The sequence below is a fragment of the Aeribacillus composti genome (genome assembly GCF_007827555.1).
Classification (GTDB): Bacteria; Bacillota; Bacilli; order Bacillales; family Aeribacillaceae; genus Aeribacillus; species Aeribacillus composti.
In genome coordinates, this window is record NZ_VISS01000038.1 from 1 (window position 1) to 21,557 (window position 21,557).

The window sequence follows — 21,557 nt, forward strand, 5'->3', positions numbered from 1 at the left end:
CAATCATCCTCTTCACAATAGGTCCAGTTTTTGGCATTTTTAATGTCTTTTTTGTATGTACGTGTTTGTTCTTTTACATAGCTCCCATAAGGAATCAGAAACTCAAACCGGGGCTCTTTCTCATCACCAACTGCATATACATAGTTTTCTTCACTACCATAGCCTGCATCCGCAATAACTGTTTGGGGCATCGGTAATGAAGTGGAGGCTAGCTTCTCCATATGTGGGATAAAGCAACGTGTATCGGTTGGTCGTTGATGAATGGTATAAAACAAGATAAACTGATTCTCTGTCCCGATTTGCACATTATACCCTGGCTTCAGTTGACCATTTTTCATATGATCTTCTTTCATTCGCATAAAAGTTGCGTCTTTATCCGTTTTTGAATAGCTGTTACGATCGCCAAAGATTTCATTCTGTTCCTTGTATTTGGCTAGTCGAGGTAAAAAATTTTCTCGAATCCGTTTTAAAGGTTTTTTCCATTTCTTGCGTTCTGCTCGTTTTTCCTTCCGAACTTTTGTATCAGATTCCTGTTCGATTTCCTCTGTTAGGATTTCGACTTTTTCTTCTAATTTTTGAGCGATGGCTTCCAAGTTCTGTTCCGTGATTTCTGGATCTTCTTTCGCCTCTTTTTGTGCTGTTCCTGCTTCTAATTGGGTTAATTCTTGAATGTACTGAAGTGTTTCTTGAATTTTTTCTCTTACCTTCGCTTCAAATTTCAAGGTTGATTTTTTCCACACGAAAGAATACTTATTGGCATTGGCTTCAATTTTAGTACCATCCAAAAAGTAGTTTTCCATCGTGATGTAATTTTCTTCAATCAGCTTCAGAATCATCGCTTCAAATAACTCATCCATTAGGACCTTCATCCGTCCGCCTCGGAATTCGTTGATTGTCCGGAAATCTGGTTGTTGCATCGCTGAAAGCCACATGGCAGGAATATTTTCTTTAACGAGTTTTTCGATTCCTCGACAAGAATAAACCTTTTGAGAATAAGCATACAGAATGATTTTCAGCATCATTTTGGGATGATAGGAGCTTCTGCCGCCGCCTTTATAATGAGAAAACAATTGTTCATCTGGTATCGCCTCCACCATTTCGTCCACGACACGTGCCACGTGATGTTCGGGTATGAGCGATTCAATATCATAAATCATTTGAACTTGACGGTTGTCATATGGTTTGAAAGTAGGGGCTAAATTTCTTTTAGCAGGAGTTTTTTCTTCTTTTCCATCTAGAGGAAGTGTCATTTGTGTGTTATAATTTTCACGAGTAATCATTTGATTGCTCATAAAAAATCGTCCTTTCTGTAATGTTGTGTGGTAACTTCATTTTACTAGAAAGGACGATTTTTTTGTGCATTTTTTTTAAAAGTGAAAAAATGAGGGGCTCCAAAAAGTCAGTTACCCTGACTTTTTGGACAGCCCCTTCTGTTTAAAAATCCTTAATTGTCAGAAATGAGGCCACTACATCTGGATCAAAATGCGTATTTTGATGCTCCACTAAAAAATTCAACGCTTTTTCAATCGGCCATGCAACTTTATATGGACGGCTGCTCGTTAAAGCCTCAAACACATCGACAACCGCAACAATTCTAGCTTCTAAAGGAATTTCTGCTCCTTTCAAGTTTTTCGGATATCCCGTTCCATTCCATTTTTCATGGTGAAAGAGAATAATATTTTCGGCCACTTTATAGCTTTGCCTTAAAAAGTTATCTTTCAGTTTGCTTGTTATTTTTTTCAAAATGTCAAAGCCTATTAACGGATGCGTCTCCATAATTAAGCGTTCATATTTTGTTAGTGGTCCTGGTTTATATAAAATTCCTTCAGGTATGCCAGCTTTTCCTATATCATGCAAAATGCTGGAATAAGCAACATTTCTCATATATTCTTCTGATAAATTAAGATTATGATAGCTGTTGTGAGCATAAATGAGCTTTTCAGTTAGTTTTCGAACGTTGATCAAATGATCCTCAATGCTTGGATCTTGAATTTCACAAGAAATCGCCAGCACTTCCAATATTGATTTTTTTGTTTCTTCTATTTGCTCCTGCGGAACGTATGCTCCGCTGTCCAGCTGCTCCAATTCCCGAAAAATTCCTACAAAAAACAGTTCATCTTCTATTAGAATAGGAGTTATCGTTATAGATGAGTGCCATAATTCTCCTGATTTCTTACGATTCACAAAAACACCGGACCAAGGCTTTTTTTCCGATAATGCTTTTTTCATCGAAGCATAAGTTTGCTCCGGGGTCAAATGAGATTTAATGACACCTGCTCTTCTGCCGACAATGAAATCCTTTTTATATCCCGTTATTTGTTCATACGCATCGTTAACAGCGACGACAACATGATCTTTATCTGTCACAATGACAGCATCAGCCAGTTGAAGATAAGGAGACAATAAGTTTTCTACATTCATGTTTTTAAATCCCTTTCCCAAATCTCATCTTGCAAACTATTCATTTAAAGGGATAATCTCATATTATTGGTTCGGTTCATAGATGCTCCACGTTAATTTCACCGAATTTACAATTTCATCTGCTACTGTTTCAGGATCAAGATTATTGGTCGATACTTTTGAGTTATGGAGAGAGTATGCATTTTGTCGTTTTATAAACAATTCTTCAATTTCCTCCATTGATTTTTCCTTTAAAAGAGGGCGGTTCTCGACTAAAAGCGGCATTCGATCCTTCCAGCTGTCCCAAGATAAATCCAGCAAAAAGACGATGCAGTTTGATAAACAAGCATTGCGGACCTCTTCTTGTAAATAGGCTCCCCCTCCTAAAGATACAACCTTCAAGCGTGTGTTCGTGCAAATATCAACAATATACTCCTTTTCGATTTTTCGGAAATAATCTTCGCCAAATTTTTGAAATATTAACGAGATGGGCATATTTTGCTTTTTTTCAATCTCCTGATCCACATCAATGAAATCTCGGTACAGCTTTTTCGCGACCAACTGGCCAATAGTCGTTTTGCCGACTCCCATAAATCCAATTAAAACAATATTTTTTTCCCGAAGAGGGATTTCTACATGTTCCTTCATAACGCATCCACTTCCCTAGATTTCTTCATCATGGTGTGTCAGCTTGACTCCCGCACTACAAGCTCAGGCTGTAAAATCAGTTTTTTTGCCTCTTCTTCATCACCTTTCATTCTCCGATGCAAGAGATCAGCAGCTTTTGCACCGAGCCGATCAGGAAAAGCTGCAATGGTTGTTAAAGAAGGGCTGAATACCGCTGACTCCGGAATATTATCAAAACCAACCACAGCCACATCTTTGCCTGGAACTATTCCTTGTTCTTTTAATCCGAGCATAACACCAGATGCAACAACATCATTATAGCAAAAAACCCCGGTTGGAGGCTGAGGATGCTGCATAACTCGCTTAATCGCCTCTATTCCCCCTTGCCTAGTTGCGGGAGATTGGACAAACAGCGATTCATCCATTTCCAGCCCGGCTTGTTCAATCGCTTCACAAAATCCTTTTTTCCTGTCTGTCCATACTGATGAATTAGAAAAACCGCCCAAAAAAGCGATGCGGCGGTGGCCTTGTTCGATTAAATGTTCAGCCGCTATCCGTCCGCCTGCAACATTATCGATTCCGACATAATCAAACGGCTCTTCTGACAGCATTTTTCTCGCTACTAAAATAACAGGAATCCCCCATTGCTTTAACCGTTCTACCATATCTGGTGAACTGCCTGGGACAGGGCTCATAATTACCCCGCCGACACGATATTCAAGCATTGTCGCAAGCAGCGCATCTTGTTTATCAGGGGAATCAAACGTCGTTCCTAATATTACGGTATATCCTTCTTTATCTAAAGCTTCGTGAACGCCCACCAATAATTCCGAGAAAAAGGGGTTGCCGATCTCTGTTATAATCAAACCAACTGTTGAAGATTGGTGGGATCGTAAATTCGCTGCAACACGATCATATATATATCCCAACTCTTTTATCGATTTTAACACTTTTTCTCTTGTTTCTTTTGAAATATTTGGGCTGCCCCGAACAACAAGGGAAGCTGTAGCCCTCGACACACCCGCGTGTTTTGCAACCTCCTGCAGCGTCACGCGGGACTGTTTTTTTCGTCCCATCTGTCTAATCACCTGCTAACGCAATTAATCAACGAATTCAGTTGAGAAAAGTATACCTTTACATTTAAAACGTTGTCAATTTGTTTATTTCCATGCTTTACGGCTTTGAAAATGTTATAAATAATCACCTCCCTTCAGGCTGCAGGAGCACCACAAATCACCTGAAAAAATGGGCTGAAGTCGGTTTATATAGACAAGATCATAGATCAAATATGTACTTCTGGCGGGAGGGAGCCGCCATATAACCGTTTCATAAATGGCTCCAAGTGATTCACCTTTGCCTGTTATATGGATACCAAATGAAAAAAGCCCCGTTCGAAAAAGAAATCGTGCGATTGGAGGCAGTGGAATATCACCAAGAGAGTGAAGCTCGATGTGCGAAAGACAGCTTTTTTGAATAGGGAAAAATTCATTCAAGTACGAGTATCTGAAGAAAATCGCAAAATAAAAGATTTAATCATAAAAAACTGCACATTATTTCAGAAAAGGAGCTAATCATTTGCTCCATCCTTCCTGAAATAATGTGCAAATTAACAATACCTTCAGTCCAATCAAAGTATCTTTAAATCAGATAGTAAACACTTTAAAAATCTACATATCTGTAAACCATTGAAGCGGAACGGTAACAATGGACGGAAACAGAATAAGCAGTAAAAGAACAAGTGTTTCTGCAAGTAAAAAAGGCCATATTCCTTTCATAATGTCCTCCATTCCTATCTTTCCAACCCCACAAGCGACATTTAACACAGTACCAACTGGAGGAGTGAGCAATCCAATGCAGTTGTTCAGTATAAACAGCACCCCGAAGTACACCGGATCGATTCCCGCCTTTTCAATAATAGGCATTAAAACAGGAGTTAAAATCAGAACAGTAGGCGTCAAATCCATTGCCGTACCAACTAAAAGAACTAACGCATTAATTGCTAGCAGAAGCAGCAATTTGTTCTCGATTAACGGTCCAAGCATATCCGCAGCTATTGATGGAATATTGGCTACTGTTATCAACCAAGCTGACAACATTGCTGCTGCTACAAGAAACATTACAACGCTTGTTGTTTTTGCAGCAGCTACTAACACCTTAAACAAATCTTGTATTTTAAGTTCTCGATAAACAAACAACCCGACAAATAACGCATAAAATGCAGCTACAACAGCAGCCTCTGTCGGAGTAAAAATCCCGCCCCGAAGTCCTCCAACGATAATAGCTGGAAGTAAAAGCGCCCAAATAGCCTGACGGGTAGCAGACAATACTTCTTTTGCAGATTTTCGGGGGAAGACTTCTACCTGCTCTTTTCTTACCATTAACCACCAACAGACAACCAAGCATAAACCAATAAGAAGCCCTGGAATGATCCCTCCCATAAATAATTTTGTAATCGACACGCCGCTTGTTACCCCAAAAATAATCATCGGTATGCTCGGAGGGATGATCGGGGCAATAATACCGCCGGCTGCAATGAGCCCAGCAGACCGATTTCGGTCATATCCAGCCTTGACCATCATCGGAATCAGAATAGCGCCAAGAGCCGCCGTATCCGCTACCGCTGAACCGGATAAACCGGCGAAAAGGACGCTTGCCATGATCGCTACATATCCTAATCCTCCACGAATATGACCGACAAGAGACATGGCAAAGTTAATAATTCGATTAGAAATGCCTCCTGCGTTCATCAATTCTCCCGCAAGAATAAAGAAAGGAATAGCCATCATCGGAAAACTGTTCGCCCCATTAATGAGGTTCTGTGCCATAATTTGAGTGTCAAAAATATTCAGAAAAAACATGAGAGCAACACCGCTCACCAAAAGCGCAAACGCAATAGGCATCCCCAACGCCATGACACCAATTAATGAGCTGACAAAAACAACAAAAGCCATCTACCTCTCACCTCCTGCCATCCCTTGTTTTTTCCCATGATGTAATTCCACGATTTCTTCATGAACCGCTTCCATAATTTCATCTTCCGATTCTTTCATTCGGATAAGCTTTTCAAGCGTATTTGGCCGAAAGAGAGCCTGATAAATATTAAATATTACTATTATTCCCATTCCGATACTCACCACAATACCCATTCCATACACATAAGCGAGTGGCAAATTCGTGGCAGGAGCTCTGCTTTCCAAGCTGCTCATAGTGATCTTCCAGCTTCCATCCAGAAGCAACCACAGTACATAAAGAACAATCGCATTACTTAAAATAAATACAATTCGCTTTGCCCCAAGCGGCAGCTTTTTTAAGAGTACATCCACCCCTAAATGGTCGTTATCTTTCAAAGCACCGATGGCTCCTAAAAACACCATCCAAACAAATAGATAACGCGACATTTCTTCCGACCATGTAATGCCGGAATGAAAAGCATAACGCAATACGACATTGCCAAAGACGAGAATTGCCATGGATGCTAAACATAACGCCATTAATATCTGCAACAGCTTATCTAGCATAAATGCAACCTTTTTCAACCGTACTTCCTCCTCACTTTCAAATAATTGGAAAATAACTCTTAAGAGTGAGCACACTCCTAAGAGTTAAATAGTGTCATCATTTATTTGCCTGCCTCCAATAATTTAGCAACTAGATCTTCACCAAATTCTTTTCCGTATTTTTTATAAATTGGCTGTACTTTGTCAATAAACGCTTGCTTTTGTTCATCTGTTAACTCTGTAACAACCATCCCCTCTTTTTCAATCTCTTTAAATAATTTTTCATCTTCTTCTGCATTTAACTGACGCTGATATTCTTTCGCTTCTTCAGCTGCTTTTTTTATGATCTCTTGTTCTTCGCTGGAAAGTGTTTTCCAAAACTTTTCGCTTATTAAAAACGGGCTTGCATTATACACGTGACCGGTTTTTGTAATGTACTTTTGAACCTCATACATTTTATTAGCTGCAACGTTTCCAACAGGATTTTCCTGTCCATCGACAACCCCTTGTTCAAGTGCAGTAAACAGCTCTGTAAAAGCCATTGGAACAGGATTCGCCCCTAATTCTTTCCACAGATCAATATGAAGCTTGTTTTCAAGCGTACGAATTTTTAATCCTTTAATATCATCGACACTTTTAACCTCTTTGACGTTGTTCGTTAAATGGCGAAACCCGTTTTCCCAGTAGTTTATACCAATAACACCTGTGCCTTCCAGATCTTTCATTAATTCTTGCCCAATTTCGCCATCCAAAACTTTGTAAGCGGTTTCTCTGTCTTTAAATAAAAAAGGTAAGTCCAATACGTTAAATCTTGGAGCGAAAGATGCGATCGGCCCAGTCGACATGGTTGATCCTTGAATAGATCCCATTTTTAATCCTTCAAATACTTCTAAATCCCCTCCGAGCTGTCCGTCGGGATATACTTCAACTTTAATAGATCCATTTGTTTCTTTTTCGACGATTTCACCAAATTTATAAAGTCCTTTTGAGAGAGAGCGTTCTTTTGTAGTCGCCACTGCTAATTTCATAATTTTAGTTTCTGAAGATTTTGAGCCTGATTCATTATTTTCTCCCGAACTCGAACCGCTTGAACATCCGACTAACAGCAACAAACAAGACATTAAGATGAAAGAAATTTTTTTCATTTTTTCACACTCCTATCTTACAATCAATTTGATTTTCGAAAGGTTTATAGTTTTGATTTTATTAATAACTAGGCGTTTGGGGGAGCAGAAAAGGGCTGACATGGCATGGATTATCCTCATTTCTACCCTGTCAATAACCCCTTTCTTAGTCCATCTTTTTGAAAATGATCGTTTTTGTTTTCCCGCAAAAAATTGCTTCTTTAATCTTCTGGCAGGCTTCCTTGCGGGCTATAGCACCACAACAACCAAAGCGGTTCATTTCCTGTATTAACATGCTGGTGATATTCGCCCTCGGGTATGAACATATAGTCTCCTTCTTTAAATGGACGGCGGTTTCCATTTCCATCAACCACTTCTCCTGAACCTTTTATAACTACGTCCATTTCTTCAGATTCTGGATGGTTGTGAAGGGAGCTTGCTTCCCCGGGGGAAAAAATCGTAATTCCAGCCATAATATGTTTAGATCCTACAGTTTGCGGAGTAATCAGCTGGAAAACCTTGCGAATCTGGTTCAACTCCGGCTTATCCAGCCCTAACCATAATGTTTTAGCGTCTTGAAAAGGATCAAGAACTTTAATTTTCATGCCTGCGCTCGTTTTCGGCATAATCAATTCCTCCTTCATAATTTAATTGGAAATGTTTTAATCCACTGAAACATGGTGAACTTTCCTATCCGGGGAATAGATGTCCATAATATTCCAATGTCCTGCTGTCGGCGTTGGTACATTGATCATCTCCACATCAATCACAAACGGTTTATTTGCTTCAATGGCCCGCTGCAATGCTGGCTTGAATTCCGCTGCAGCTTGAACTTTTACACCTTCCACACCGTAAGCCTTCGCAATGGCTGCATAATCAGGTGAATACGGCTTTCCATCTTTTCGAAATACCGTTCCGTAGGTTGTGTCGAAGTGGGCTTTTTCCAGTCCGGCTATGGTTCCAAAAGCATGATTGTTCATGATCACCCAGACAACCGGAATATTTTCTTCAACAGCGGTGGCAAGAAGCGCCGGATTTTGTCCGAAGCCTCCATCACCGACTAATGAAACGACCACTTTATCTGGATGCGCTATTTTTACTCCTAATGCTGCGGGCGCACCAAAGCCCATCGTGCAATAGCCCCCAGGCGTGAAAATAGTGCCCGCTTCATATACCGGAAATTGCTGTCCAACCCCATTTTTATTCCAGCCGACATCCGTTGTTATAAAAGCATTTCTTGGCAGCACTTCACGCACTTCTTGTAAAATCCGCTCCGGACGCATCGGATAGCAGTTATTGCGAATATGTTCCTCATTCTGTTTACGAAATTCTTGTTTATATTGAGAAATTTTCTGTTTCAGCTCTTTATTTTCTTTTCCATTAGGAACGAGCTCTTTCGCCACCCGGTTTATTACGGAAAGCGCTTGTTTTAAATCTGCCACAATTCCGATTTCAGTCGGATAATTTCTTCCAATCTCGTTCGGATCAATATCAATATGAATCAATTTCGTTTTCGGAATGTTAAAGGTGTATTCCGGCTCCCAGGAGCTGCAATCCGCCTCTGAAAATCTTGTGCCGAGTGCTAAAATCAAATCTGCATGCAAACACATATCATTCACAAATTTTGTTCCCCAGAAGCCTGTCATGCCCAAGGCTAATGGATGATCGTCGGAAATGGCTCCCTTGCCCATTAATGTGTAGGCAACAGGAATGTCAAAATGTTCAGCTAATTCCTTCAATTCTTTGGAAGCATCGGCTAGCATAATGCCTCCTCCAGCATAAATCAATGGATTTTCCGCCTTGATTAGTTTCTCGACAATTTCTTTTGCAGTCTCGTTATCGATAGAAGGCTTATGCAACTTTTTCGTATGATGATTCAATTTTTCAAATAAAGCAATATCGACCTCCTTCGAGAAAATATCCATTGGCACAGATACTAAAACAGGTCCTGGTCTTCCGCTTTCAGCTAATTGAAATGCTTTTTCTAAAATTTCCGGAAACAGATCCGGCCGGTCAACCCGCCATGCACGTTTAACAAACGGGCGGTATATTTCGTATTGGGATGCATCTGCATGCAGGTTAATTTCTTGATGTGGGTGCTTTCCATAGAAATGACTCGGTACATCCCCTGCAATGACAACCATCGGAATGGAATCTAAAGCGGCATTTGCAACACCTGTTGCAGCGTTCGTCAATCCTGGTCCAAGATGGCTTAAGACAACTGCCGCTTCCTTTTTTGCCCTCGCATACCCGTCTGCCATATGTGCAGCAATTTGCTCATGCCTTACATTTACAAACTTGATGGAGCTTTTTTCTAAAGCGGCTAAAACAGCAATGTTTGTGTGGCCGCAAAGACCAAAAATATGTTCAACCCCGCGGTTTTCCAAATATTGAACGAGTTGATCGGAAACCAGCTTTTTCATAATTTTTCTGCCTCCTTAAAGCTTAAAATAACTTTTCCAGCATTTCCGGAAGCGGCCGTTTCATAAGCTTCCTTGTAGTCGGTAATGGAAAAAATTTTAGAAACAATTTGTTCGACGGAAAACTCAGGATCCCGTAGATATTCAATCGCTTGCAAATAGTCATCTGGAAATTGATAAATTATTGAACCATATATTGTGATTTCACTGCGCACAATATGAACAATCGGAAAATTCGCCTCCTGCGCCAGCCCAATCAAAACGACAGCTCCTCCTGGCTTCGCCAATTTTACAGCGCTTTCAACTGAAACCTTTGTACCGGCTGCTTCAAATACAACGTCAAACGTTTCAAGCGATTCAATCTCATGCGGCAAGAAAACTGAAATATCACCGATTTCTCTAACTAAATCAAGCTTGTGCTGATTGATGTCAATCGCTGTCACTTTTGCACCTAAATAATGGGCGAGCGCCGCTGCCAGCATTCCTTCATTCCCGCAGCCGACGACAGCTACCTTCATATTTTTTTCCACATTGACCTTTTTAAAGGCATGGACGATAACTGCGAGCGGCTCTACGAGAACTGCTTTTTTATTCGGCAAGTCATCAGGCACTGCTAAAACATATTTGGAAGAAATGTTAAACTCTTGGGCAAACCCTCCATCAATATTTACGCCTAACGATTTCTTGTTCCGGCATATATTTGTCAAACCTTTTTGGCATTGATCGCATACTCCACAAAATGTATTCGGTAAAACAACGCACCTTGTTCCAATTTTAAATGAAGCTTGTTCCCCTTTTTCCACAATCACCCCAACAAGTTCGTGGCCGGCGCGAACGGGATATTTTGCATAAGGGAGCTTTCCTTTATAAACACTTAAATCAGAACCGCAAATCCCTCCATATACTAATTGAATTTTTACCTCATCGCCTTTTGGAGCTGGAACTGAGTTGTTATGCCGCAGCTCTAGTTCGTTCGGTTTTTTTACATATAGCTCAATCAATCTGTACACCACCATGTTTGTTTCATTCAATAAGGATCTTGAAAAACAATCATCTTCATTTCTGTCATTTCCTGAATTGCATAACGCGGCCCCTCCCGGCCAATCCCGCTATTTTTCACACCGCCGTAAGGCCAATGGTCAAGCCGGAAATTTGAAGTGCCGTTGATTACAACGCCTCCTACTTCCAGCTCCTTAGCTGCTTGATAAATGACATCCATGCGGTTTGTAAATAATCCCGCTTGAAGTCCAAAGGACGAATTATTTGTTTCCGCTATTGCCTCTTCAATCGTACAATACGGAATAATGCTGACAATCGGGCCGAACACTTCTTCACATACAACTTTGCTTTGCTTCGGCGGATTCAGAAGAACAGTCGGCTCAACTGTCGCCCCATGCTGTTTTCCTCCGGTAATCAACTCGGCTCCGGATTGGACTGCTTCCTTGATCCAATTCATAACGCGTTCCGCCGCTCGTTCATCCACCAAACAGCCAATATCTGTATCCGGCGATAATGGATCTCCAACCTTTAATTGCTCCACTTTCTCTTTGAAAAGTTTTGTAAACGGCTCAACGACAGTCTCGTGTACATAAATTCTTTGAACGGAAATGCAGCTTTGACCGGAATTGCTGTAGCCTGTTAAGGCACATAAAGCTGCCGCTCTCTTTAAATCAGCATCTTCGTGTACAATGGTTGCGGCATTTCCTCCTAGCTCTAACAGCACTTTTTTCATTCCAGCCAAGTCACATATATTACGGCTGGCAGCAACTCCACCTGTAAACGAAATAACATTGACCCGGTCATCCTGAACAATTTGCTGACCGACTTCTGCTCCTCCTAGCACCATATTAATACCGTGTTTTGGAAAGCCTGCTTCAAGCAGAAGCTTCAGCAGTTCCGCTGCAATTAAAGGCGTCTGAGGAGCAGGCTTTAACACAACACTGTTTCCGGCTGCAAATGCAGGTCCGATCTTATGACAAATGAGATTTAACGGCGCATTAAATGGGGTGATAGCTGCAACAACCCCAACCGGAACACGAAACGTCATGGCCAATGCTTTCGTTCCGCGCTGCGAAGCGCTTCCCGGTATCGTTTCTCCGATCAGCCGTTTTGCTTCTTCCGCTGATTGTTCCAATGTTTCAACCGAGCGGGATACTTCATCCAATGTGTTTTTCAATGGCTTGCCGAGTTCCTCGGAAATAAATTTTGCGAATGTCTCTTTTCTGCTGTCTAGCAAGGAAGATGCTTTTTTTAAAATATTGGCTCTCTCGTAAACTGGAATTCCTGCAATCTCTTTTTTTGCTTGAAATGCTGAGGATAAAGCATTTTCAACATCTTCCTTTGTTGACAGCAGCTGCTCACCGATTATTTCGCCAGAATAAGGGCTCCGCACCTGTACTACTGGCCGCCCCGAATTGATCCAACATCCGTTAATAAATGGCTGAGCTTTTCTCATCTAATCACCTGCTTATCACATCGATTTGGCTCTGTTTACTCTTCCATTAGATCGATCCAATATCCGAGCTTTTTAGATCGATCTAAAATCCTGTTAGATCGATCTAAAAAATATTTATTGTTGAGAAATTTGAAAATAATCTCTTTTTAAGAAGATTATAAGTTTTATTGTAAACGGTGTCAATACATAAAAAACATTTCAACAAAACATGCTACCACAATGCCGAACCCAATGTACCCTAATGCAAAAATCATATTCCATGAACCGATCCGATAAGATTGTGCGCTTAATTCATCAGACAAAATTGATACTGATATATTAAAAGGGCTGAACATCACAGTCGACAAGCTGCTGCATATTAACACAATGGATAGCGGAATTGATGGTATGTCGACTAAAAACGGCTGCAAGAGCTCTGACAATAAAGCAAAACCTACTAAAGGGTGAAAACCAATTAACGATGTAATGAAAAAATAAAGTCCTATTGTACTATATAAAATCAACGTCTTTTCAGTTCCTAATTCAAAAACAGGTTTTAAAAATGATAGCAATTGCGAGTCTGCCAGCATTTCTACAAATAAACCTGCTCCCAAAAACATGAAAAAGTAATTGGCTAATCCCCTTGTCCGCTCTTTCCAATGCTGGATTGCAACTGTAAAATATCTTTTTCCTTTTTTAATAAACAAAGACCAAATAGCAGAAAATGGGATAATCAATAATACAACAGAAAACAGAAAGCCTTTTTGTAAAAAATGTTGAACAGTCGACACCATGAAAATAAACAAAAGCAGCATTCCGATTAATTCAAAAGCTTTTTTATAACCCTTTTTCTTATTAAAAAAATGAGGCGTATGAAAGGCGATTTGGATACCTTTATATTTATACGAAGACATGAGCCAATCAAACCCAAGCATTATGATTGCCATCGAAAGCAAAATTGGAAAAATGATAAAATACTGCACTTTTGTAATGTCTATCGTTGAACTCACCATCACCTCCATCGGGCTCCAAGTAAGACATAAAGCATAGGCGCGCAGCAAGTTTTGCGAATAAAATTTCGTTAGCACTTTTTTGGGCAAATCATGCAGTATAACATTTAATGATTTAATAAGAAGGGGGGCTGTAGCAATATTTAAAAATAGACCGAGTATATGACAAACTCCTGAGCTTCGCCGATATAAATGGTTCAGATCAGCAGCTTGATCCTGAAGTAACAAGCTTAAATGTTTATCATACCTTCCGACACGAATGATGGAATTCATAAATGGCAATACGAAAAACAATGAAAGCAAACCAAGCACTTGCTCAAAATGCAAAATAAACGTATGCCATGGCTGCTTACTTTGAATAAATAAAACAAATCCAATCAATAAAAATATGGCACCTGAAATGAGATATAGTCCTCTGGCATAAACCGCTGAAATTGCGAGTGCTACCAAAGCGACAGCTCCAGTGCTATAGCTTATGACTGGGGCATGAAAAAAACGAGATAAAATATAAATAGCTATCAAAACTGTATACACAAAAATGCGCAAAACCTTTCCCTCATCCTTTCTTTCTCAAAATATACTAATACATAATCTACGGGATCTTCCCTTAACATAACACAGTCTATCAAACACATAAACATTTTTACAAAACAAAAAGACCGGACTCGATATGCCGGCATCTTTTATATGAAAAAACGCACTCTGATAACACGCCGATCCAGAAAATATAAATGCCTCCTCTCCCAAAACGGCTTGAGAAATGGAGGCAGAAGTGAATCATTATTTACATTCTTCTTAAATAATCCCCGGCTTTATCCGCTGGCAAAGGTTTACTGAAATAGTATCCTTGCATAATATGACAGCCCTTCCCTAGCAAATATTTGAGCTGAACATTTGTCTCGACCCCTTCTGCAATGACATCCAAATTTAGAGAATGAGCCATTGCAATGATGGCGTTGACGATTGGATTTTCCTTTTGCCCCTGCCCGATTTGTTGTATAAACGAACGGTCGATCTTAATTGCATTGACAGGAAGTCTATTCAAATAATAAAGAGAGGAAAAACCTTTGCCGAAATCGTCCAGATGAATGTGCACACCTAATGATTGGAGTTTTTGAATAATTTTTACCGCATGTTCAAAATCTTTTATGGCCGTTGTTTCCGTTATTTCGATGACAAGCGAAGAATACGGCAGCTTGTATTTTGAAATCGATTCCTGGACTTGATGAACTAAATCACTATGAAAAAATTTACGTGCCGACATATTGACCGCAATCGTTAATTGTTTATTACTAAATTCCTCCTGCCAGCATTTAAGCTGTTTACACGCTTCATCCAATCCTAAGTTTCCTATCAATTCAATCGTATTATCTTCTTCAGCCAACTCAATAAATTCTGATGGGGAGAGAAACCCTTTCTCCGGGTGATTCCATCGAACTAAAGCCTCAAACCCGATGGTTCTCCTTTGAATTATGTCAACTTTCGGCTGATAATATAAGACAAACTCGTTATTGGCAATACCGCGCCGCAGCTCCTGCTTCAGGAGAAAACGTTCGTAATGATGCTCCATAAAAGATTGATAGAAGCGATATGTGCTTTTCCCATCCTTTTTTGCCTCATACATGGCTAAGTCAGCATGATGGATCAGTGTGTCTGCATTGTGACCATGCTCAGGAAAAAAAGAAACTCCTATGCTTACTGTGATAAACACAGCATTTTCTCCTAAAATTAGTGGATATTGAAGCTCATTGACAAGGTTTGCAGCTAAATTATAAACTTGATCCTTTTCTACATCTCTCAGCATGATGACAAATTCATCGCCGCTATTGCGGCAAAGAAGCGCGTTTTCGTTTTTCATTATGTCTTTTAATCGTTTTGCAAATTTGACTAACAGCTCGTCTCCCTTCTTATGTCCGAAAGAATCATTGATCATTTTAAAATTGTCAATGTCAATAAAGAAAAAGCCTCTTTTTATTTCAGGATGTTTTCCTATTTCTTCATCAACCATTTTTCGAAAAGTAGCCCGTTCTAATAAATTAGTCAACGAATCGTAGTGTGCCAGCTTTAATAATCTTTTTTCCTTTTTATTCCTAGCTATTTCCTTCGCGGTCCGATCCCTAAACAAGCGAAAAATCGTTTCGGCTTTCTCCTTTGTCTCCGTCGTCTCTATGTTTATAATAAAAATGAGCCCAATGATCTCCCCTTTGCTGCTTTTAAGAGGTATTTCCAAATAACCTGCGCCTTCTATATCTCCCTTTAATCTAGAGAATAACTGGTGAATTAATTTTTCGTAAAAGCTCGCTTCCTTTAAAGAACTTTCCAAAGCTAGTATTGGCTGAACATCTCCATCAGACAAATTTCCGTTTCGATACATTGCTAGTACATTTATTTTTGAAGATGTTTCGTCCACTTCTCCGACAAGGACTATTGGCGCATGTAATGTTTCTGCAATATACTTAACAAGGGAGCGAAAGTATTCTTCTCCAACATGAGTCAGCACTTCAACAGCCCGTATACCCAGCACTCTCTCAATCTCTTCCAGAGCTTCGTGTCTTTTCATCCCCACTACGATACCCTCCACATAATACGATTCCATTTTCAAGCACCTTATACAGAAAATAGAAGTTACATTTATAGTAATAAAATACAGGAAATTTGTCATCTGATAGATGCCAAAAAATAGCTAAAAAGAAGGATAAAAAGCATGCGTTTGGTTAAACTTCAAATAAATTTTGTCAGCAGCAAAAGTGACAAACTTGACTTTTCTTTAAATTGAGACTCGCAATGATAACGCTTTAAAATTTAAAATGTAGAAACATTATTCTAAAAAAATAAAAGGGGTGAACACAATGGCAGAATCAAATCTTAAAGTAAAAATACAGAGATTCGGCAGTTATTTAAGCGGAATGATTATGCCAAATATCGGCGCATTTATTGCGTGGGGACTCATCACTGCGTTATTTATACCGACTGGTTGGACACCAAATGAAGCTTTAGCAAAACTAGTGAATCCGATGATACAATATTTGTTGCCGCTTCTAATTGGTTTTACCGGCGGACGCATGGTGTATGATCTGCGCGGAGGAGTTGTGGGTGCAACCGCAACGATGGGAGTAATCGTTGGAGCGGACATTCCAATGTTTTTAGGTGCCATGATAATGGGCCCTCTTGGTGGGTATATTATAAAGCAAGTGGACAGACTGTTCCAAGGAAAAGTTAAATCCGGATTTGAGATGCTTGTCAACAATTTTTCAGCTGGTATTGTCGCTGCTATTTTAACGATTATTGCTTTTTTAGGAATCGGCCCGATTGTCTTAACTTTGAGCAGCGTTTTGGCAGGCGGAGTTAAATTCATTGTCGATGCCAACCTGCTTCCGCTCGCAAGTATATTTATCGAACCCGGAAAAGTGCTGTTTTTAAATAATGCGATTAATCATGGAATTTTAAGCCCGCTCGGAATTGAACAAGCAGCAGAAACAGGCAAATCCGTTTTATTTTTGCTTGAAACGAATCCAGGGCCAGGTCTAGGAATTTTGCTTGCCTATATGCTGTTTGGAAAAGGAAATTCTAAACAAACTGCTCCTGGTGCAGCCATTATTCACTTTTTGGGCGGAATTCACGAAATTTACTTCCCTTATATTTTAATGAGACCATTATTAATTTTAGCTGCTATTGCCGGCGGAGCGAGCGGAGTGTTAACATTCTTACTTTTTGATGCCGGACTTGTGGCAGTGCCTTCACCGGGAAGTATTATTGCATTAATGATTATGACTCCAAAAGGACATTATATAAGTGTGTTGGCTGGTGTTATTGTTGCAACTGCTGTTTCATTCCTCATCTCAAGCATCATCTTAAAAGCAGCGAAAGCAGACAGCGAGGAAGACTTATCAGCAGCAGCAGAGAAAATGCAGCAATTAAAAGGTAAAGAAAGCAAAGCAGCAGAAATGCTCACAAATCAAGCGCAAAAAGACAGCGAAGATGCCGAGCTGCAAGAAAATGAATTAGCCAATATCCAAAAGATTGTTTTTGCTTGTGACGCAGGCATGGGATCCAGTGCAATGGGCGCTTCCATTTTGCGAAACAAAGTCCAAAAAGCTGGGTTAAATATCGAAGTAACAAACACTGCCATCAACAATTTGCCTGATGACGCAGACATTGTATTTACACATAAAGATTTAACAGATAGAGCAAAAGCAAAGCTTCCTAATGCAACACACATTTCTGTTGAGAATTTCTTAAACAGTCCTAAGTACGATGAACTGCTAGAAAAATTAAAAGAACAGTCATAAGCAGATTGCACAGCTGTGCACTTTAAAAGGGGTGAATTCCATGTACTTGCGGGCGAGAGAACGGGAAATCATCGAATTAATGCTGCAGGAGGACCGACACATTTCCACAAAAGAGATCGCTGAACGATTAAACGTCAGCTCAAGAACAGTTCACCGGGAGCTTAAAAATATAAAAAAAGTGATAAAAAAATATGGTCTTTATATTGACAGCCTGCAAGGAAAAGGAATTCGCTTATTCGGTCCATCGCTGCGGAAACAAAATTTATTAAAAGATATCCGATCTGGAGAGCACACAGACTTTAGCCAGGAAGAAAGAAAAGTGCTTATCCTATGTTCACTTTTAGAGGCCAGCGAGCCTCTAAAACTGTTTACACTAGCTGAAAAATTAAACGTCACTTCTGCAACCGTAAGCAATGATTTAGATCAAATCGAAGAATGGATTGCTCAATTTGATTTGAAGCTCATCCGAAAAAGAGGATACGGAATAGAACTCATTGGACCAGAAAATGGAAAGAGGGCTCTCCTTGGAAACATTATAATGGAGAAATTGGATGAAAAAAGTTTTTTGCAAGCAATTGAAAGGCAGATAAAAGAAGAGAAAAATGAAAAAAGGGAAAAAATTTTTGAAATCATTGATGAAGAAAAAATAAAAACGGTTGAAGGAGTACTTGAAAATTTTCGGCAAACCATTTTATTTTCTATTGCGGACAGTGCCTATATTGCTCTTGCAGTCCATTTAATGCTGGCAGCGGAAAGAATCCAAAAAGGCGAAACAATCGATATCGATCCTCAAGTTTTTCAAGAATTGAAAGGCACAAAAGAATTCGAATCCGCCCGCATGATCGTCAAAGAATTGGAAAAAGCCTTTCAGGTCAAGTTTCCTGAAGCGGAAATCGGCTATGTCGCGACTCATTTATTAGGTGCGCGCAGAAAAGAAGATAAAGATTTTTCCTTCTTTGATGTAGATGTAGACATTTCAAGAAAGGTCCATGCGCTCATTGAATTTGTTTCCAACAAAACCGGCTTTCCCTTGACGGAAGATCAATCTTTATATCAAGGGTTGGTAGCCCATTTTGTCCCTGCTATTACACGTTCAAAAGAGAAGATTCATACGCACAATCCTCTGCTGCAACAGATCAAAACAAAATTTTCCGCCCTTTTCGCGTCTGTCGAAGAAGGGGTAAAAAAAATCTTTTATGATCTTCATTTATCAGAGGATGAAATTGGCTTTCTCGTACTGCATTTTGGCTCCGCTTTGGAATCAAAGATGGAGAATATTTCGCTGCAGGGATTAGTTGTTTGCCCCAGCGGAATCGGTTCTTCCAAAATGCTGGCAACGAGACTTCGCAAGGAATTTCCTGAAATAGAAAACATTCATATTGCTTCTCTTATTGATTTAAAAAGGCTGGATGTCAGCCAATACGATATTATTATTTCAACTACCGATCTTCCGTATCGTCATGTGCCATATATTACAGTTAACCCGCTGTTAAATGAGCATGATATCGCCAAAATAAAAAGGTACATGAATGAAAAGCTGACAGAATTCAAAAGAATTGAAAACAATGTTCCGGGCATTCCTTTCCGGAAAAATCCTTCAAACGATATGATTCACATCATCGATCAATTTTTTGAACTGGGAGATATTATCAAAACAGTTTTGCTCCATTTCAATGTGAGCTTGCTTGAAAATACAGGACAGCATAAAAAAAATCTTTTGGAAATCGCCCGCACATTGCATAAAGAAAAATTGATCACAAATGATGAATCCGTTGCGAAGAAGCTTTTGGCGAGAGAACAAAAAGGAGGATTGGGAATTCCCGGGACAAAAATTGCTTTATTTCATTTAAAAGATGAAGAAGTATTGATTCCTTTATTTCGTATTTATGATTTGGACAAAGCGGACAACGTCCTCGGAATGGACGGAAATGCGATGGAAATCAGCCGGATATTGCTGCTTTTAGCTCCTGAACAGCTAACTCAAAATAAGCTGGAAATATTAAGCCAAATCAGTTCAGCTATTATTGAAAGCAAAAGCAGTTTAGCATTATTTGAAAACGGAGATGAAACAGCCGTCTATCATAAACTGAATGTGATTTTCCATCATTATATGAAAGAAAAATTTTTTAATTGGAGTGAGTGAGATGAAGCCAATACTAACAACTGACAACATTGTTTTAAATGCAAAGGTGTCCAATCAGGAGGAAGCTATTAAATTAGCCGGAAAGGTACTTGTTGAAAACGGGTATGTGAATGAACACTATATCACTAAAATGCTTGAAAGAGAGCGAATCACTTCCACATATATGGGGAACCATATAGCTATTCCACACGGAACAGACGAAGGAAAAAAAGACATTTTAACATCAGGTATTTCCATTATTCAAATTCCTGAAGGCGTAGAATATGGAGAAGGCAACATTGCTAAAGTAGTGTTCGGAATTGCCGGAAAAGACAACGAACATTTGGAGCTCTTGTCGAAAATCGCCATCCTTTGCTCAGAGGAAGAAAATGTTGACCGTATAATCAATGCAGCAACCAAAGAAGAATTAATCAATTTATTCAATGAGGTGGAATAAACATGATCGCTTTGCAGTTCGGCGCTGGAAATATAGGAAGAGGATTCATCGGCGCTCTTCTCCATCAAGCTAACTATGAAATATATTTTCTTGACGTGAATGAAAATCTAATCTCTGAGCTAAATAAAAGAGGAAGTTATATCATCGAATTAGCCAGCGAAAAAAAAGAAACAATCACCGTCACAGGTGTAAAAGGAATTAACAGTGCAAAACAAACTGACAAAGTTATCGATCTCATTTGCCAAGCTGACTTAATTACAACGGCTGTCGGTCCAAATATTTTAAAAATCATTGCACCGACAATCGCTTCAGGACTTAAGGAACGATTTAAACAGTCAGTCCAGCCTTTAAACATTATTGCATGTGAAAATATGATCGGCGGCAGCCAATTATTAAAAGAAGAAGTGCGCAAATCGCTTACAGATGAAGAAAAACAAAAATTGGATCAATATGTTGGCTTTCCTAATGCAGCTGTCGACCGCATCGTTCCATTACAAACCCACGAGGACCCTTTAAAAGTTTCTGTTGAACCATTTTTTGAATGGGTCGTGGAAAAAACAGACATAAAAGGAAGCTTGCCAAATATTCAAGGAATCACCTATGTTGACGACTTAAATCCATATATTGAGCGCAAGCTATTTACTGTCAACACTGGACATGCTACTGCAGCTTATTTAGGCTATTTCAAAAATATAGAAACAATCGACAAAGCTGTATTGGACCCGTTTGTCCGCCCAATTTTAGAAGGCGCGCTAGCTGAAACCGGCGACATGCTGGCGAAAACTTATCATTTTGATCGTTCCGAGCATCAAAAATATATCGATAAGATTATCTCTAGATTTGAAAACAAACAAATTTCCGATAATGTCACTAGAGTAGCCAGATCGCCTATTCGCAAGCTTGGCGCAAACGACCGATTAATTTTACCAGCAAAAAGATTAATGGAATTCGGTCAAAAACCTGAAAATCTCGCAACAGCCGTAGCAGCTGCGCTATTGTTTGACTATAAAGAAGACCAAGAGGCAGTCGAATTGCAAGAAATCATTAAAACAAAAGGAGCAGCTGCAGCTTTGAAGCAGTACAGCCAGCTTGACGAAAACGACCCGTTAACAAAACTAATTCTTGAAAAATATGAACAGCTCATCAAATTGAAATAATGTAAGCAGGATGGTTCATT

General features: G+C 39.6%; 17 protein-coding genes. 4 read left to right on the top strand and 13 right to left on the bottom strand.

All coding sequences use genetic code 11. The features are described from left to right. The 13 genes from FB379_RS16265 to FB379_RS16325 all read right to left on the bottom strand — a co-directional run. On the bottom strand, window positions 1-1,292 hold a 1,292-nt coding region (locus FB379_RS16265; RefSeq protein ID WP_144598409.1), incomplete at its 3' end, for an IS1182 family transposase. A gap of 142 nt (window positions 1,293-1,434) precedes the next feature. Continuing rightward, window positions 1,435-2,421, bottom strand: a complete 987-nt coding sequence (locus FB379_RS16270) for an HD domain-containing phosphohydrolase (RefSeq protein ID WP_063386813.1) — start codon at window positions 2,419-2,421, stop codon at window positions 1,435-1,437. A gap of 63 nt (window positions 2,422-2,484) precedes the next feature. Next, on the bottom strand, window positions 2,485-3,048 hold the full coding sequence (locus FB379_RS16275) for a shikimate kinase (protein ID WP_130157446.1): 564 nt from the start codon (window positions 3,046-3,048) through the stop codon (window positions 2,485-2,487). Between the two features lie 38 nt (window positions 3,049-3,086). Beyond that, on the bottom strand, window positions 3,087-4,103 hold the full coding sequence (locus FB379_RS16280) for a LacI family DNA-binding transcriptional regulator (protein WP_066250028.1): 1,017 nt from the start codon (window positions 4,101-4,103) through the stop codon (window positions 3,087-3,089). Between the two features lie 591 nt (window positions 4,104-4,694). Further along, entirely contained in the window at window positions 4,695-5,978 is a 1,284-nt protein-coding gene (locus FB379_RS16285) for a TRAP transporter large permease subunit (RefSeq protein WP_063386816.1), read from the bottom strand. After that, window positions 5,979-6,545: a TRAP transporter small permease gene (locus tag FB379_RS16290; RefSeq protein WP_375338819.1), complete on the bottom strand. Its 567-nt coding sequence runs from the start codon at window positions 6,543-6,545 to the stop codon at window positions 5,979-5,981. A 101-nt stretch (window positions 6,546-6,646) separates the two neighbouring features. Next, the gene (locus tag FB379_RS16295) at window positions 6,647-7,669 is read right to left on the bottom strand and encodes a TRAP transporter substrate-binding protein (protein WP_066250033.1); all 1,023 of its coding nucleotides are present in this window, start codon (window positions 7,667-7,669) and stop codon (window positions 6,647-6,649) included. Window positions 7,670-7,869: 200 nt separating this feature from the next. Further along, window positions 7,870-8,274, bottom strand: coding sequence for a cupin domain-containing protein (locus FB379_RS16300; RefSeq protein WP_242009354.1), 405 nt, complete (start codon window positions 8,272-8,274; stop codon window positions 7,870-7,872). A gap of 36 nt (window positions 8,275-8,310) precedes the next feature. Beyond that, entirely contained in the window at window positions 8,311-10,071 is a 1,761-nt protein-coding gene (locus tag FB379_RS16305) for a thiamine pyrophosphate-binding protein (RefSeq protein WP_066250035.1), read from the bottom strand. Then, window positions 10,068-11,069, bottom strand: a complete 1,002-nt coding sequence (locus FB379_RS16310; protein ID WP_066250038.1) for a zinc-dependent alcohol dehydrogenase — start codon at window positions 11,067-11,069, stop codon at window positions 10,068-10,070. Before FB379_RS16310 ends, FB379_RS16305 begins: the two co-directional genes overlap by 4 nt. Before the next feature lie 26 nt (window positions 11,070-11,095). Continuing rightward, window positions 11,096-12,523 (bottom strand): aldehyde dehydrogenase family protein, encoded by a 1,428-nt coding sequence (locus tag FB379_RS16315; RefSeq protein ID WP_066250042.1) that lies wholly within the window; start codon window positions 12,521-12,523, stop codon window positions 11,096-11,098. A gap of 179 nt (window positions 12,524-12,702) precedes the next feature. Beyond that, on the bottom strand, window positions 12,703-14,058 hold the full coding sequence (locus tag FB379_RS16320) for a hypothetical protein (RefSeq protein ID WP_066250043.1): 1,356 nt from the start codon (window positions 14,056-14,058) through the stop codon (window positions 12,703-12,705). Between the two features lie 238 nt (window positions 14,059-14,296). After that, complete coding sequence (locus FB379_RS16325) at window positions 14,297-16,072, bottom strand: putative bifunctional diguanylate cyclase/phosphodiesterase (RefSeq protein ID WP_242009355.1); 1,776 nt, start codon at window positions 16,070-16,072, stop codon at window positions 14,297-14,299. 289 nt (window positions 16,073-16,361) lie between these two features. On the opposite strand from FB379_RS16325, the gene FB379_RS16330 reads away from it, so the two are divergent. Genes FB379_RS16330 through FB379_RS16345 form a run of 4 tightly spaced genes read left to right on the top strand, consistent with a single transcriptional unit; the run spans window position 16,362 to window position 21,537 of the window. Then, a complete protein-coding gene (locus FB379_RS16330) occupies window positions 16,362-17,801 on the top strand; it encodes a PTS mannitol transporter subunit IIBC (protein WP_144598411.1) in 1,440 nt (479 codons plus the stop codon). Window positions 17,802-17,841: 40 nt separating this feature from the next. Further along, complete coding sequence (locus FB379_RS16335) at window positions 17,842-19,944, top strand: BglG family transcription antiterminator (protein ID WP_144598412.1); 2,103 nt, start codon at window positions 17,842-17,844, stop codon at window positions 19,942-19,944. 1 nt (window position 19,945) lies between these two features. After that, a complete protein-coding gene (locus FB379_RS16340) occupies window positions 19,946-20,380 on the top strand; it encodes a PTS mannitol transporter subunit IIA (RefSeq protein WP_144598413.1) in 435 nt (144 codons plus the stop codon). A 2-nt stretch (window positions 20,381-20,382) separates the two neighbouring features. Beyond that, window positions 20,383-21,537 carry a mannitol-1-phosphate 5-dehydrogenase gene (locus tag FB379_RS16345; RefSeq protein WP_144598414.1) on the top strand — a complete coding sequence of 385 codons (1,155 nt, stop codon included), beginning with the start codon at window positions 20,383-20,385 and terminating at the stop codon, window positions 21,535-21,537. Window positions 21,538-21,557 lie beyond the last annotated feature (20 nt).

Bases quoted from the DNA above. Each gene is read 5' to 3' on its own strand.
- FB379_RS16270 (WP_063386813.1), bottom strand. From the start codon at position 2,421: ATGAATGTAGAAAACTTATTGTCTCCTTATCTTCAACTGGCTGATGCT.
- FB379_RS16275 (WP_130157446.1), bottom strand. From the start codon at position 3,048: ATGAAGGAACATGTAGAAATCCCTCTTCGGGAAAAAAATATTGTTTTA.
- FB379_RS16280 (WP_066250028.1), bottom strand. From the start codon at position 4,103: ATGGGACGAAAAAAACAGTCCCGCGTGACGCTGCAGGAGGTTGCAAAA.
- FB379_RS16285 (WP_063386816.1), bottom strand. From the start codon at position 5,978: ATGGCTTTTGTTGTTTTTGTCAGCTCATTAATTGGTGTCATGGCGTTG.
- FB379_RS16290 (WP_375338819.1), bottom strand. From the start codon at position 6,545: ATGCTAGATAAGCTGTTGCAGATATTAATGGCGTTATGTTTAGCATCC.
- FB379_RS16295 (WP_066250033.1), bottom strand. From the start codon at position 7,669: ATGAAAAAAATTTCTTTCATCTTAATGTCTTGTTTGTTGCTGTTAGTC.
- FB379_RS16300 (WP_242009354.1), bottom strand. From the start codon at position 8,274: ATGCCGAAAACGAGCGCAGGCATGAAAATTAAAGTTCTTGATCCTTTT.
- FB379_RS16305 (WP_066250035.1), bottom strand. From the start codon at position 10,071: ATGAAAAAGCTGGTTTCCGATCAACTCGTTCAATATTTGGAAAACCGC.
- FB379_RS16315 (WP_066250042.1), bottom strand. From the start codon at position 12,523: ATGAGAAAAGCTCAGCCATTTATTAACGGATGTTGGATCAATTCGGGG.
- FB379_RS16325 (WP_242009355.1), bottom strand. From the start codon at position 16,072: ATGAAAAGACACGAAGCTCTGGAAGAGATTGAGAGAGTGCTGGGTATA.
- FB379_RS16330 (WP_144598411.1), top strand. From the start codon at position 16,362: ATGGCAGAATCAAATCTTAAAGTAAAAATACAGAGATTCGGCAGTTAT.
- FB379_RS16335 (WP_144598412.1), top strand. From the start codon at position 17,842: ATGTACTTGCGGGCGAGAGAACGGGAAATCATCGAATTAATGCTGCAG.
- FB379_RS16340 (WP_144598413.1), top strand. From the start codon at position 19,946: ATGAAGCCAATACTAACAACTGACAACATTGTTTTAAATGCAAAGGTG.
- FB379_RS16345 (WP_144598414.1), top strand. From the start codon at position 20,383: ATGATCGCTTTGCAGTTCGGCGCTGGAAATATAGGAAGAGGATTCATC.